The 13,482-nt window shown below is 69.3% G+C and carries 10 protein-coding genes; 5 read left to right on the top strand and 5 right to left on the bottom strand.

The window, feature by feature from the left end:
- The first annotated feature begins 483 nt into the window (after positions 1-483).
- Both ACIA73_RS17690 and ACIA73_RS17695 read left to right on the top strand, forming a co-directional pair.
- A complete protein-coding gene (locus tag ACIA73_RS17690) occupies positions 484-1,119 on the top strand; it encodes a TetR/AcrR family transcriptional regulator (protein WP_399439785.1) in 636 nt (211 codons plus the stop codon).
- Positions 1,120-1,283: 164 nt separating this feature from the next.
- Complete coding sequence (locus tag ACIA73_RS17695; RefSeq protein WP_399439786.1) at positions 1,284-2,843, top strand: MDR family MFS transporter; 1,560 nt, start codon at positions 1,284-1,286, stop codon at positions 2,841-2,843.
- Positions 2,844-2,989: 146 nt separating this feature from the next.
- On the opposite strand, the gene ACIA73_RS17700 is transcribed toward ACIA73_RS17695, so the two are convergent.
- The gene (locus tag ACIA73_RS17700) at positions 2,990-3,469 is read right to left on the bottom strand and encodes a hypothetical protein (protein ID WP_399439445.1); all 480 of its coding nucleotides are present in this window, start codon (positions 3,467-3,469) and stop codon (positions 2,990-2,992) included.
- Positions 3,470-3,633: 164 nt separating this feature from the next.
- Positions 3,634-4,602 (bottom strand): D-2-hydroxyacid dehydrogenase family protein, encoded by a 969-nt coding sequence (locus ACIA73_RS17705; RefSeq protein ID WP_399439446.1) that lies wholly within the window; start codon positions 4,600-4,602, stop codon positions 3,634-3,636.
- A 570-nt stretch (positions 4,603-5,172) separates the two neighbouring features.
- On the opposite strand from ACIA73_RS17705, the gene ACIA73_RS17710 reads away from it, so the two are divergent.
- The gene (locus ACIA73_RS17710) at positions 5,173-5,727 is read left to right on the top strand and encodes a uridine kinase (protein ID WP_399439447.1); all 555 of its coding nucleotides are present in this window, start codon (positions 5,173-5,175) and stop codon (positions 5,725-5,727) included.
- A gap of 66 nt (positions 5,728-5,793) precedes the next feature.
- Here the strand turns inward: ACIA73_RS17710 and ACIA73_RS17715 are convergent, their stop codons facing one another.
- On the bottom strand, positions 5,794-6,738 hold the full coding sequence (locus ACIA73_RS17715; RefSeq protein WP_399439448.1) for a TIGR01777 family oxidoreductase: 945 nt from the start codon (positions 6,736-6,738) through the stop codon (positions 5,794-5,796).
- Positions 6,739-7,023: 285 nt separating this feature from the next.
- Positions 7,024-8,247, bottom strand: a complete 1,224-nt coding sequence (locus tag ACIA73_RS17720; protein WP_399439449.1) for a cytochrome P450 — start codon at positions 8,245-8,247, stop codon at positions 7,024-7,026.
- A gap of 234 nt (positions 8,248-8,481) precedes the next feature.
- Here ACIA73_RS17720 and ACIA73_RS17725 point away from each other — a divergent pair, with 234 nt between their 5' ends.
- The gene (locus ACIA73_RS17725) at positions 8,482-10,542 is read left to right on the top strand and encodes a phosphocholine-specific phospholipase C (protein WP_399439450.1); all 2,061 of its coding nucleotides are present in this window, start codon (positions 8,482-8,484) and stop codon (positions 10,540-10,542) included.
- A 244-nt stretch (positions 10,543-10,786) separates the two neighbouring features.
- Here the strand turns inward: ACIA73_RS17725 and ACIA73_RS17730 are convergent, their stop codons facing one another.
- Complete coding sequence (locus ACIA73_RS17730) at positions 10,787-11,563, bottom strand: GNAT family N-acetyltransferase (protein ID WP_399439451.1); 777 nt, start codon at positions 11,561-11,563, stop codon at positions 10,787-10,789.
- Positions 11,564-11,774: 211 nt separating this feature from the next.
- Here ACIA73_RS17730 and ACIA73_RS17735 point away from each other — a divergent pair, with 211 nt between their 5' ends.
- Positions 11,775-13,397 carry a metallophosphoesterase gene (locus ACIA73_RS17735; protein ID WP_399439452.1) on the top strand — a complete coding sequence of 541 codons (1,623 nt, stop codon included), beginning with the start codon at positions 11,775-11,777 and terminating at the stop codon, positions 13,395-13,397.
- Positions 13,398-13,482 lie beyond the last annotated feature (85 nt).

Consider the following 13,482-nt stretch of genomic DNA (forward strand, 5'->3'; position numbering starts at 1 on the left):
TGGCGTTGACTTTTGGCACGCTGTTGAGTTCTCAAGGAACGGACGCTTCCTTTGTACTCACCCTCGCGGGCTTTCCTCCGGACGTTTCGTTCGGTATTTCGTGTTTCCGACTCTATCAGACCGTTTCCGTTCCGATTCCCAGTCGAACTTGGGTTGCCCTTGCGGCTGTTGGGCCGTTCCGACGAGTGAGACATTAGCGGATTCCGGCCGCCCGAACCAAATCGGGTTTTCAGCTTCCTCATTCACAAAAGGGCACGAGAAAAGGGTGCGACGAAGCGCCGCAGATTAGTCGTGTCCTTACTTGTGGATGGTCGTCCCGGGCCAGTCGTAACCGGTGCTCACATAGGACAACCCGAAGAACTATACGGATCCCCCTGGCCTGCGTCAACCCCGGGCTGCCACACGGCCCGCGACGGCCCGTGTGGCCCAGGACACTCCCCACGCACTCAAAACAATTTTGCAGGCTCTGCATCTTTGCGTAATCTGCAACATGTGAAAAGCAAAGACGGCGTGCCCGGACTGCGTGAGCGCAAGAAGCAGGCCACCCGGGCCGCGCTGGCGGACGCCGCGGTACGGCTGGCCGCGGAGCACGGGGCGGAAAACGTAACCGTCGAGGCGATCAGCAGCGCGGCCGGGGTCTCGCCGCGCACGTTCTTCAACTACTTCGACAGTCATGACGACGCCTTCCTCATGATCGACGCGGAGGTCGGTCAACGGATCAGGCGTGCGGTGCGGGAGGAGCCGGCCTCGCTGTCGGTGCTCGACGTGCTGCGCGACGCGTTCCTCGCGGAGCTGGCGGATGTGGCGGAACGTCACGAGGTCTGGAGCCTGCGGGCCAAGGTCTTCCAGCGTTCACCGCATCTCCTCGTCCGTGGGCTGGGGGCCCATCTGGCCGAGGAGCGCGAACTGACAGAGGCCATCGCCGAGCGTCTGGGGTACGACGTCGAACACCCCGGGCTGTATCCGCGGCTGGTGGCCTCCGTCGCCACCGCCGCCATCCGGACCTCGATCGAGGACTGGTGCGGGCGGACGCCGGACGTGGACTTCGCCGACGTCTTCCGCGAAGCCTTCGATCATCTGGCGTCCGGGCTGGCCGCCCCGGCTCCCGTCGACCCCTGAGCCCGTAGACCCACGGATCCGCAGCCCCGTGGGCAGGTCAGGCCCCGCGTGCCACAGCCCCGTACCCCCAGAGCTTTCTCAGATTTCCTGCCCGATCCTCGGATCGACATTCAAAGAAGGACACCTTGACTGCAATCGAGGCGCCCGAACAGGCGCCCACCTCCATGAACCACAAGCAGATACTCCAGGCCATGTCCGGGCTGATGGCCGGCATGTTCGTCGCCATCCTGGCCGGCACGGTCGTGGCCAACGCACTCCCCCGCATCATCGCGGACCTCGGCGCGAGCCAGTCGTCGTACACCTGGGTCGTCACCTCCGAGCTGCTCGCCATGACGGCGACCGTCCCGCTGTGGGGCAAGCTCTCTGACCTCTACAACAAGAAGCTGCTGCTCCAGCTCTCCCTGGTGATGTTCGTGGTGGGCTCGCTGCTCGCCGGGTTCTCGCAGGAAGTCGGGCTGCTGATCTTCAGCCGTGTCGTGCAGGGCATCGGCGCCGGTGGTCTGACCGCGCTCGCGCAGGTCGTGATGGCCGCGATCATTCCGCCCCGTCAGCTGGGCAAGTACGCCGGTATCTTCGGTGCCGTCTTCGCGGTCGGCACGGTGGCGGGTCCGCTGATCGGCGGCGTGCTGGTGGACACCTCCTGGCTGGGCTGGCGCTGGTGCTTCTTCATCGGTGTTCCCTTCGCCCTGCTCGGCATCGTGCTGCTGCAGCGCACGCTGAAGCTGCCTACTGTCCGACGTGAAGTGAAGATCGACTTCCTGGGCGCGTTCCTGATCGTCGCGGGTGTCTGTGCACTGCTGATCTGGACCTCGCTGGCGGGACACCAGTTCGACTGGGCGTCCTGGCAGACGGCCGCGCTGACCGGTGGCGGTGTGCTGCTGCTCGTCGCCGCGGTGTTCGTCGAGGCACGGGTGCCGGAGCCGATTATTCCGCTCACTATCTTCCGCAACCGCACGATCACGCTGACCACGGTCGCGAGCCTGCTCGTGGGTGTGGCCATGTTCGGTGGCACGGTCTTCCTGTCGCAGTACTTCCAGATCGCGCTCGGCAAGTCGCCGACGGTTGCGGGGCTGATGAGCCTGCCGATGATCCTGGGTCTGCTGGTGTCCTCCACCGTCGCGGGCCAGATCATCAGCAAGACGGGCAAGTGGAAGGTCTACCTGGTCTCGGGTGCGGTCACCATGACGGCCGGTCTCGGCATGCTGGCGACCATCGACGCCGACACGCACTTCGGTCTGCTCAGCCTGTACATGGCCATCCTCGGCATCGGCGTCGGCATGCTGATGCAGAACCTGGTGCTGGCCGCACAGAACGACGTGCCCGCCTCCGAGCTGGGCGCCGCCACCTCGGTGCTGTCCTTCTTCCGCAGCATGGGCGGCACGATCGGTGTCAGCGCTCTGGGTGCGGTGCTGGCCAACCGGGTCGCGACCGAGATGACCAAGGGCATGACGGCGGCGGGCATCCCGGTGCCGGCCGGTGGCGAGAGCGGGGCTGCCGTACCGGACGTGACGAAGCTGCCCGCGCCGATCCGCGACATCGTGGAGAACGCGTACGCGCTGGCGACCGCTGATCTCTTCCTGTACGCGGCCCCGTTCGCGGCGCTGGCGCTGGTCGCGGTGGTCTTCATCAAGGAGAAGCCGCTGAAGACGACCAGCGGTATGGAGCGGCTCGCGGAGGAAGCGGCTGCTGCGGCGAAGACGGACTCGCCGACGTCGGTCGGCTGAGGCAGGAGCCTTCTGCTGACTGGCCGTAGCCCGTAGGGCGTGAGATGCGAACGGCCCCGGCGGCCCCACAGGGGCGGCCGGGGCCGTTCGCACGCCCGCGGAGCGGGCAGCCCTTCGAACAGGCTCCGAGGTGAGTACGCGGGCTCCTACGTCGTCCCGTGCGGTGGCCGCACCTCGACGAACCAGCGGCGGCGCGGGCCCCGGTAGGGCAGGGCGTCCCAGCCGAGGGTGGTCAGTACCTCGGCGCAGCGCGCGAGTTGGTCGCGCTCTTCCTCGGCGGCTCCGCTGCCGGGTGGGCCGAGCCATTCGACGGCCGCGGTATGGGGTTCGTCGCCGGCGCGGACCCGGTAGCCAGTGGTGGTGCGGTGGCCTTTGGGGTCGGTGGCGGAGGGGGGCAGGGGTGCGGCCTCCAGGGCGAGGGCCACGGCGTTCAGGAATTGGCGCAGCTCCCAGGGGGCCGGGGCGGCATCGGAGCCCTGGGTGATCCTGCGGATCTGGAGGAGTCCCTCGAAGGCTGTCCTGACGGCGGCGGCGCGTTGCCCGGGGGGCTCTGACGGTGGGAGGCCGTCGCCGTGGGCGGGCGTGAAGCGGTCCGTCGACGGGGGTGGGGAGTCAGCTGCGGCCATGGGGCAAGTCTCCTCCGACTGCTGGTGGGTCGAGCGGGGAGGGGCGGTCCGGGTGGAGGGAGAGCCGGTTGGCGGGGCGGGCCGGCCTGTGGGTGGGCCGGGGGGCCGGGGGCCGGGGGCCGGGCCACTGAACCTGCGGTCGGGGCGGACCTCCGAGCCTGCGGTCAGGCTGCTCCGCCGAGCCTGCGGATCGGGGTGCCGTCCAGGTAGGCGCGGATGTCTTCGACCGCGTGGCCGTAGTAGGTGCGGTAGTTGGCGTCCGAGACGTAGCCCAGGTGCGGGGTCGCCAAGAGGCGGGGGGCGGTGCGCATGGGGTGGTCGGCGGGGAGTGGCTCGGTGTCGAAGACGTCGGTGGCCGCGCCGGCGAGGGTGCCGGCGCGGAGGGCCGCCAGGAGGGCGTCCTGGTCGACGATGGCGGCACGGGAGGTGTTGACCAGGTAGGCGGTGGGGCGCATCAGGGCGAGTTCGTCCGCGCCGATGAGGCCTCGGGTGCGGTCACCGAGTGCCAGGTGGACGGAGACGAAGTCGCTGGTGGCGAGGAGTTCCTGCTTGGAGGCGGCGAGGGTGACGCCGACCTCGTCGGCCCGCTCCTTGGTGAGGTTCTGGCTCCAGGCGCACACGTCCATGCCGAAGGCGAGGCCGACGGCGGCGACCCGGCTGCCGATCTTGCCGAGGCCGAGCAGGCCGAGGCGGCGGCCGTGCAGGTCGGCGCCGACGGTGGACTGCCAGGGGCCGCCGGTGCGAAGGGAGTTGGCCTCCGCCACCAGGCCCCGGGCGAGGCCGAGGAGGAGGGCCCAGGCGAGTTCGACGGGTGGGGTGGAGGCGCTTGCGGTGCCACAGACAGTGACTCCGTGGTGCTCGGCGGCGGCGTAGTCAATGACGGAATTGCGCATTCCGGAGGCGATGAGGAGACGGAGGCGGGGCAGCCGGGCGAGGAGGGTGGCCGGGAAGGGGACGCGTTCGCGGAGGGTGACGATGATGTCGAAGTCGGCGAGGGCGGTGGCGAGGGCGTCTTCGTCCGCGAAGTGCTCCTGGTAGGAGACGACGTCGACTTCGTCGGCGAGGGAGGACCAGTCCGCGAGGGTGGTCGCCACGGACTGGTAGTCGTCGAGCAGGGCGCAGCGGAACTTCATCGGTGGTTCTCTCCCGGGGGTACGAATGGGCGGCCTCGCCGGCCGGGGCGTTCGACGACCTTTCCATGATCGGGGGTTGGGAGGGTGGAGTCCATGAGGGGGCGGGGATCAGCGGCGCTGTACCGAACGGGTGCGGGGGGGGGTGGGGTGGGGTGGGGTCGACCCGGTTCGGTTCGGGCCGGACGTGGTCGGGCCGGACGGGTGGGATCAGGCAGAGCGGGGACGGGACGGATCAGGCCGGACGGAGTCGAATCGGGTCGGGCCGGATTGGTTCGGTTCGGATCGGGCCGTTTGGTCGGGTCTGATTGGGACGGACGGAGTCGGATCGGTCGAGTCAGGTCCCGGACAGGTCGGATCGAGTCAGGTCCGGGACGGGTCGGGACGGGACGGAGGGAGCCGAGGCCCGCCCAGCAGGCACAAGCCCCCTCCTGTTCTCGCCCCACCCACCTCACCGACCCAACCCGCCCCCGGGCGGACCACCGGTCCTGCCGGAGAATCAACCCCAGCACTCCGCCCCCCACTCCCCATGTGCCACCCTCATTCCCTCCACAAGCGAAAGGGCCACACCCCATGCTGGTGACACTGACCGGCGGTTCCGGTGCCGGGAAGACCACGCTTGCCGTCGCGCTGGCGGCCGTGGCCCCCGCGGCCCCCGTGCGGGTTCTGCACGGGGACGACTACTACTTCCGGGACCAGGCGCACGGGATATGGGCTCCCGACGAGTCGGGAACGCCGCGCCTGGATGTCGGGGACCCGTGGTCGGTGGACCTGGCGCGGCTCGCGCGGGAGGCGGAGGAGGCGCTCGGCTCCTGCGCGGTGGTGATCGTGGAGGGGCTGTTCGCGCGGCAGATCACCTTCCCGTCCTCGTACCCCCGCCTCGATGTGTTCGTCGACCTCGCCGCCGATCTGCGGCTGGCCCGGAAGATCGCGCGCAAGTGTCTGCGCGACGGCTTCCCCCTCGACGTACTGCTGCGGAACTATCTCCTGCACCGGCGCGACGCGCACGAGAAGCACGTCGAACCGGTGCGCCACGACTGCGATCTGATCGTGGACGGGGGCGGGGATCCGACGGAGCTGGCCCGTCAGGTGTGGGAGGCGGCGGGGGCGCTCCCCGCGAGCCGCTGACCGCGCGCCCGGTCAGGCGTCAGCCACGGGTTCGCAGGCCCTCAGCAGCCACGGGTTCTCAGGCCCTCAGCGCTCGGTGCGGGCCCTGCGGACCAGGTCGGCCGCCGCCTCCGGCCACGCGGGGTGCTGAAAGCTGAAGCCCTCGGCGAGGAGGCGGCCGGGAATCACCCGCCGGCTCTTGAGGAGCAGTTCGGTGTCGGTGCGCAGGACGAACGCGCCGATCGAAGCCATCCACTTCGTGGCGGGCAGCCCCAACGAGACCCCGGTCGCCTTCCGCAGCGCCCGCATGAAGGCGCGGTGCGGCAGCGGCCCGGGGGCCGCGAGGTTGACCGGGCCTTCGATGTCGTCGCGGGCGATCAGGAACTCCACGGCCCGTACGAGGTCCTGGTCGTGGATCCAGGAGAGGTACTGCGCGCCGCCCGCGACCGGCCCCCCGAGTCCCAGCCGCACCATGCGTCGCAGCACGTCGAAGACGCCGCCGCGGTCGGGGCTCATCACCATGGCGGCCCGCAGGGCGACCTTGCGGGTGTGCGGGGTGGCTGCCTGTTCCTGGGCGCGCTCCCAGTTCTTGGCGATGCGGACGCTGTACTCCCAGTACTCCGGAACGTCCGGTTCCGAGCCGCCGATGATGCCGGTCGCCTCGTCGTGGGGTGCGTCGAAGCGGTGGGCGTAGAGGGTGGCGGTGCTCATCTGGAGCCAGAGGGCCGGGGGCTTCGTGGCGGCGGCGATGACCTCGCCGACGACCTCGGCGGAGTGCACGCGGGAGTCCATCATGGCGCGCATGTTGGCCTCGGTGTACCGGCAGCTGACGCTGCGGCCCGCCAGGTTGATAACGACGTCGCTGCCGTCGATCGCCTCGGCCCACGGCCCCGGAGTTCGTCCGTCCCAGGCGAGTTCTCCCGGGCGTGAGGGGTTTCTGGTCAGTACGACGACCTCGTGCCCCGCGGCGGTGAAGGCGCGCTTCAGGATCGCACCTACCTGCCCGGTCCCACCAGGAATCACTATCTTCATCGGGGCTCCCCCTAGCTCTCTTGGCATGAGAGTAGACCGCCGCTGAACAGGGACGATCCGGGGGCCTTGCTCCACGGCCGGTCCGAGCCACACGGCCGGCCCGTGCTCCCGGGCAGCAGGACCGAACCGGCCGGTCTTGGGAGCGGACATCGGCGGCGAGTGGGTGCCCTCGCCCCCGGACCGGCCGCCGGGTACGGGGAGGCGAATGTGCGAATGGTCGCCCGGTTCGGCTGACCGAAGCGCGAACTGCCCAGCTGGCCGAGGCAGTTCGCGCTTCCCGGCCTTCTACCGTACGGGCGTGAAGACCACCGGCACCGACTGCGGCCCGCGGGTGAACACTCCCTGCTCCGTGACGGTCGTCCCCTGTGCGAGGCGTACGTCCGGCATGGCGTCCAGCAGTTGGTTCACTCCGATCTGCACCTCGGCCCTGGCGAGCAGCGCCCCGACGCAGAAGTGACGGCCGAGGGCGAAGGCGAGGTGGTCGGCGGCTGCGGAGAAGGCGTTGGTGGTGGAGAGGTCGTCGCGGAAGAGGTCGAAGGTGTCGGGGTCGTTGTAGCGGCGTTCGTCGCGGTTGGCGGAGCCGATCAGGCAGGTGACGGTGGCGCCGGCCGGGATGGTGCCACCGCTGACCTCCACGTCGACCGCCGCCTGGCGCATGATCATGTGGACAGGCGGGGTGAGCCGCAGGGTCTCGGCGAAGGCGCGGTCGATGAGGGTGCGGTCCTTCCGCACGGCCGCCAGTTGGCCGGGGTTGGCGAGGAGGTTGGCGAACAGGGCGGCTATCGCCTTGTCGGTGGTCTCGCCGCCCGCCGCGAGCAGCAGGCTGCAGAACGCCTTGATGTCCTCGTCGCTCATCCGTACGCCGTCGACCTCGGCGGCGCACAGGGTGGAGAGCAGGTCGTCGCCGGGGGTCTCGCGCCGCTCCCGGATGACCGGGATCATGTATTCGGCGAACTCCAGGCGGGTGCGGTCGCCCGCCGCCGCGATCTCGGGGTCGCCCGCCAGGTTGCCGAGGAAGGCGATGACGCTGGTGTACCAGCCGTGGAACTTGGCGTGGTCGGCCTTGTCGAGGCCGAGCATGTCGGCGATGACGTTGACCGGGAAGCGGGTCGCGAAGGCGTCGACCAGGTCGGCCTCCCCGGCGTCGCGGAAGGCGTCGATCAGTTCGCGGGCGTTGCGCTCGATGACGGGGACGAAGGTTTCCTGGAGTTCCTTGCCTCGGAAGGCGGGGGCGACCAGGGCCCGGCGCACCGCGTGTTCGCGGCCGCTCAACTGGAGGATGGTGCGGCCGTGGACAGGCTCGATCTGCCAGTCGTAGTTCTCGGTGGTGAACTCGGACGCCTTGTCCTTGAAGACGCGCTCGACGTCCTCGTACCGCGAGACGATCCAGCTCTGGGTGGCTTCGTGCTTGATCAGTGGGGTGTGTTCGCGCATCAACCGGTAGGCGGAGTACGGGTCGGCTGCGAACTCGGGCGAGAGGATGTCGGGGACCTGGGGGTGGGTGGTCATGGTGACGCTCCTTCGGCGCTTGAAGGTCGTGCGGGGTGGGGGGAATCACTCGGCGATCCGTGGTGGGGACCAGGGTGGGACAACTGCCGGTAAAGCCGAGGTTATTGATCATCCAACAGTAGGTACGAACTGACCCCACGGCCCCCTCCGGCCCTCCGCACCCCTTCCTAACCTGCGGGTTTGTTGGAACACTCCACGTGCTTCTGTCCCCCCGCAGCAAGGGTCCCCACACTCATGCCAGAACTCAATCGCCGTCGCTTCCTTCAGATATCGGGCGCCACGGCAGGTTTCGCCGCACTTTCGGGCAGCATCGAACGGGCCGCCGCGATCCCCGCCGACCGGCGGACCGGCAGCATGAAGGACATCGACCATGTGGTCGTGCTGATGCAGGAGAACCGTTCGTTCGACCACTACTTCGGCACGATGAAGGGGGTACGGGGCTTCGGCGACCCGCGCCCGGTGGTGCCGCACGGGCTGAAGTCGGTGTTCCACCAGCCGGACGGCGCCAAGGAGGTGCTGCCGTACCACCCGGACGCCGCCGATCTCGGCATGCAGTTCATCGCGGGGCTGAACCACGACTGGGCGGGCGGCCACCGGGCGGTCAACAACGGGTCGTACGACCAGTGGATCCCCGCGAAGTCGGCGGGCACGATGGCGCATCTGACGCGCGACGACATCCCGTTCCACTACGCGCTGGCCGACGCCTTCACCGTGTGCGACGCCTACCACTGTTCGCTCATCGGGGCCACAGACCCCAACCGCTACTACATGCTCACAGGTCACGCGGGCAATGACGGCAAGGGCGGCGGCCCGGTCCTCGGCAACGAGGAGGCGGGGTACGACTGGACGACGTATCCGGAGCGACTGGAGAAGGCGGGCGTCTCGTGGAAGGTGTACCAGGACATCGGTGACGGCCTGGACGCGAAGGGCGGCTGGGGCTGGATCGACGACGCGTACCGGGGCAACTACGGCGACAACTCGCTGCTGTACTTCAACCAGTACCGCAACGCCAAGCCCGGCGACCCGCTCTACGACAAGGCCCGTACCGGCACCAACGCCAAGAACGGGGACGGCTTCTTCGACCTCCTCACCGCCGACGTGAAGGCGGGCAAGCTGCCGCAGGTGTCCTGGATCGCCGCCCCCGAGGCCTTCAGCGAGCACCCCAACTGGCCTGCCAACTACGGTGCTTGGTACATCTCCAAGGTACTGGACGCGCTCACGTCCAACCCCGAGGTGTGGGCCAGGACGGCCCTGTTCATCACCTACGACGAGAACGACGGCTACTTCGACCACGTGGTGCCGCCCTACCCGCCGGCCTCCGCCGATCAGGGCAGGTCCACCGTGGACACCTCGCTCGACTACTTCGGCGGTAACGCCAAGTACGGTGCGGGTGCCTACGGGCTGGGCCAGCGGGTGCCGATGCTGGTGGTCTCGCCGTGGAGCACCGGAGGGTACGTCTGCTCGGAGACCTTCGACCACACCTCGATCATCCGGTTCCTGGAGCGTCGCTTCGGGGTGTCCGAACCGAACATCTCGCCGTGGCGCAGGGCCATTTGCGGTGACCTCACCTCCGCCTTCGACTTCCGGCTGGCCCACCTCGACCCGGCGAAGTTGCCGGGCACGGACGCGTATCTGCCGCCGGACAACAAGCGGCACGACAGCTATGTGCCGAAGCCCCCGGCGGCCGGGGCGCTGCCGAAGCAGGAGCGCGGGTCGCGGCCCTCGCGTCCGCTGCGCTACGCACCGTACGCGGATGCGGCCGTCACGCCCGCCACCGGGCGGATCACCTTCACCTTCAGCGGTGGCTCGGCAGCGGGGGCCGGCTTCCAGGTGACCTCGGCGAATCGCACCGACGGCCCGTGGACGTACTCCACGGAAGCGGGCAAGACCCTCTCCGACACCTGGAACTGCGCCTATTCCAAGGGGCTTTACGACCTCTCGGTGTTCGGGCCGAACGGATTCATGCGTACGTTCCGGGGGACGGCCGCCACTCCCGGACCCGAGGTGACGATCCGTCACGATGCGGGCGAGGGAGGGCGGCTGGTGGTGACCGCGACCAATGCGGCGGCCGCCGCGTGCCGCCTCACTCTCACCAACTCCTACGGGGGCGCCAAGAGTTCGTTCACTGTCCCGGCGGGCGGGCGCGTGGTGCGGACCCTGGACGTACGGGGCGGGAAGCGCTGGTACGACCTGACGGTGACCTCCGCGACGGATGCCTCCTTCCTGCGGAGGTTCGCCGGGCATGTGGAGACCGGTGCGCCCGGCGTGAGCGATCCGGCGCTCGCGACGGTCTGATGACGGACTGAACCGCGTTCACGCACGGCCGAGTCGGCATGTGGGACAGAATTCGTCCCACATGCCACTTGGCGTCCATGAACCCCGTGAGCAGTGTCGCGAACGTCGAGATCCCCCCACGGGGCGGCGGGCGGTGCCGAGCGGGGTCCGCTAGCCGGACCGGGCCGGGAGGCGGGCTGGTGGAGGGGGAGGGCCGACGCACGGAGGTCGTCGACCGGCTCTCCGCGTGGATGCGACTGGCTTACTACAGGTCGTAGTTGTACGGCGTCGTGGTGGTCAGCCGTGCGAAGCCGAGGCGTTCCAGGATCGGGCGGCTGGTTTCCATCGCGTCGACCTGGAGGTAGCGCAGGCCGCGCTCGGCGGCGATCCGGGCGCGGTGGGCGACCAGGGCGCGGTAGATGCCCCTGCCCCGCCACTCCTCGACGGTGCCGCCGCCCCACAGGGTGGCGAACCGGGTACCGGACGGAAACTCGGCACGGGCGGCGCTCACCGGTTGGTCGCCCGCCATGGCGACGACCGCCGCCACCGAGTCCGGGGCCTCGGTGAGCTGTGCGAGGAGGCGCTCCCCGAGCCGCGACGCGTCGTCGCCGAAAGCCAGCTCATGGGCGCGCACGACCAGGCCGACGCCTGCCCGGTCGGTGACCGGGACCAGCCGGACGCCTTCGGGCAGCACGGGTCCCTCGGGCAGTGCGGAGACCTCGGCGACCATCACCGACTCCGGCTCATCGGGCCGGAATCCCGCCGCGAGCAGCCGTTGGCCGAGGTCAAGGGGTTCGTCGTGGGAGTAGTGCTTCCACTCGAAGGCGAGGCCGTGGGCACGGTAGTGCCGTACCTGTTCGGCGATGGCCTCATCGGCGGTGCCGGCAGTGAGGCCGGACCAGACGATGCCGTTCCAGTCGCTGTCGCCGCCGGTTTGGCGGACGACCCCGCCGACGCGTTCCTGCGTCACGCCGGGGCTGTCCTGAGGGGCCTCGCGGCGCATTTCGGTGTCGAAGACTTCCCGTACCAGTGCAAGGTCCATCCGGTCACTGGACCATGCGGGCGGGTCGTACGCCACCGGGTTTCAGCGACGCGTGCGTCGCCCGACCCAGGGCCCGGGAGCCCGGCGGCCCCCTCGTGCACCAGGGTATTCATGCACGTGCCATGTATGCGTCACTCAGTGCGCCCCGGCGACTGGATCATGACGCCTACTGTCGCCGCTGTTCGAACAGCACGACAGAAAAGGGAACTTGATGAGATTCGCCCCGCTCGTGATCGCCGCCGCCTCCGTGGCGCTCCTGGCTCCCGCCACCGCCCCGGCGCCCGCGGCCCCCTCCCCCGCTACCGCCGCGGCCCTCGCCCCGCCGGTCTTCAGCAAGCCAGGCGGACGGTACGAGCGGAGCGTGTCGCTCACCTTCCGGGCGGAGCGCGGTGCCGTCGTGCGGTACACGCTGGACGGCTCGACACCCACCCGCGCGAGCAGCCTCGCCGTCCCCGGCCGTCCGCTCCGTATCTCGAAGGACACCAATGTCACGGCGGTTGCTTTCCGGGGAAGGCAGGCCGGCATCCCGCTCTCGCACGGCTACCTGATCAAGGGCACGGAGAAGCCGGTCGCCCGGCTCGTGGTGATGTCCGACGTGCACATCGGCAACCACCAGGACAACGACAAGAAGTACGAGAGCTTCTTCGACACCATCGGCTCAATCTTCCCCAAGCCGGACGCGATCCTGTCCAACGGCGACATGATCAACGACAACGGCGACGGAAAGGGCCCCGACCACCGCATCGTCTCGGAGATCTTCAGTGCGAACCTGAAGCGCAAGGGCATGACCGGCACCCAGCTGCTGATCTCCAACGGCAACCACGACGCGTCGCTCGCCGACATCCGCGCGGGCTACCCGAAGGCCTGGTTCCCCGACTCGGGCGGCGGCTACTACGAGTCCCGGATCAACGGGCTGCATCTGTTCACGCTGAACACGGAGACGTACAACTCCAGTCCGCAGCAGCAGAGCTGGCTGAGAGAGCGACTCATCGCCCTCACCGCCGCCGCCCCGAACACGCCCGTCCTGGTGCAGGGCCACCGGCCTGCCCCGGACACCGTGATGGACGGCCAGCAGACCTCCAACCCGCAGCTGACCAAGGATCTGAGCGCCTTCCCGCAGGCGGTGTTCTTCTCCGGGCACTCGCACCTCAATCTGAATGACGACCGTTCCGTGCACCAGCGGGACTTCACCGCGGTCAACGACGGTTCGATGTCGTACGTCGAGATGGACCACGGTTACCAGGCGATCACCGAGACCGGGCTGGCGAACCGCTTCGAGTCGCCGACCGCACAGGCCCTGTTCGTCGAGGTGTACAAGGACCGCACCGAGATCGCCCGGGTGAACATGGCCGCCGACAAGCACGACATCTACAGCGGTGGAAAGTGGTCGGCCGCCTGGCAGCCGCCGTACGCGAGCGCCGGCACGCTGAGCGGCCGCACCTGGACCGTGCGGCTGAAGGGGCGGACCCCGCAGGAGATCAAGGACGGCTTCACCTACACGGCCGCGCACCGCAACAAGGCCGCACCGGTCTTCACCGACCGCCGTCCGTTGTCGGCCGTACGGGGCGCCGAGGGCGGCCTCGCACTGCGGATCGCACAGGCCAGGGACGATCAGATGGTGCACCACTACCGGGTCGAGGTCACCGAGGAGAGGACCGGGACCAAGGCGGTCTCGGCGAAAGTGCTCTCCGAGTACTACTACACCCCGCTGCCGAATGTCCTGGACGTCCCGGTTCCGGCCGCGCCCGCCGGGACCCGGTACCTGGCGAAGGTGACGGCGGTGGACGCGTACGGCAATGCCTCGCGCGTGGCCTCACTGAAGTTCCGTCGCTAGCAGGCGGGTTGGGGCGGGGCGGCCGATCGGTTACGGCTGCCCCGGCTGCGCGCGCGGTGGGCGCACAGGGTAGTTATGGGGGCTG

The sequence above is a fragment of the Streptomyces sp. NPDC051561 genome, assembly GCF_044454195.1.
Taxonomy (GTDB): Bacteria; Actinomycetota; Actinomycetes; order Streptomycetales; family Streptomycetaceae; genus Streptomyces.

Bases quoted from the DNA above. Each gene is read 5' to 3' on its own strand.
- ACIA73_RS17695 (WP_399439786.1), top strand. From the start codon at position 1,284: ATGAACCACAAGCAGATACTCCAGGCCATGTCCGGGCTGATGGCCGGC.
- ACIA73_RS17700 (WP_399439445.1), bottom strand. From the start codon at position 3,469: ATGGCCGCAGCTGACTCCCCACCCCCGTCGACGGACCGCTTCACGCCC.
- ACIA73_RS17705 (WP_399439446.1), bottom strand. From the start codon at position 4,602: ATGAAGTTCCGCTGCGCCCTGCTCGACGACTACCAGTCCGTGGCGACC.
- ACIA73_RS17710 (WP_399439447.1), top strand. From the start codon at position 5,173: ATGCTGGTGACACTGACCGGCGGTTCCGGTGCCGGGAAGACCACGCTT.
- ACIA73_RS17715 (WP_399439448.1), bottom strand. From the start codon at position 6,738: ATGAAGATAGTGATTCCTGGTGGGACCGGGCAGGTAGGTGCGATCCTG.
- ACIA73_RS17720 (WP_399439449.1), bottom strand. From the start codon at position 8,247: ATGACCACCCACCCCCAGGTCCCCGACATCCTCTCGCCCGAGTTCGCA.
- ACIA73_RS17725 (WP_399439450.1), top strand. From the start codon at position 8,482: ATGCCAGAACTCAATCGCCGTCGCTTCCTTCAGATATCGGGCGCCACG.
- ACIA73_RS17730 (WP_399439451.1), bottom strand. From the start codon at position 11,563: ATGGACCTTGCACTGGTACGGGAAGTCTTCGACACCGAAATGCGCCGC.
- ACIA73_RS17735 (WP_399439452.1), top strand. From the start codon at position 11,775: ATGAGATTCGCCCCGCTCGTGATCGCCGCCGCCTCCGTGGCGCTCCTG.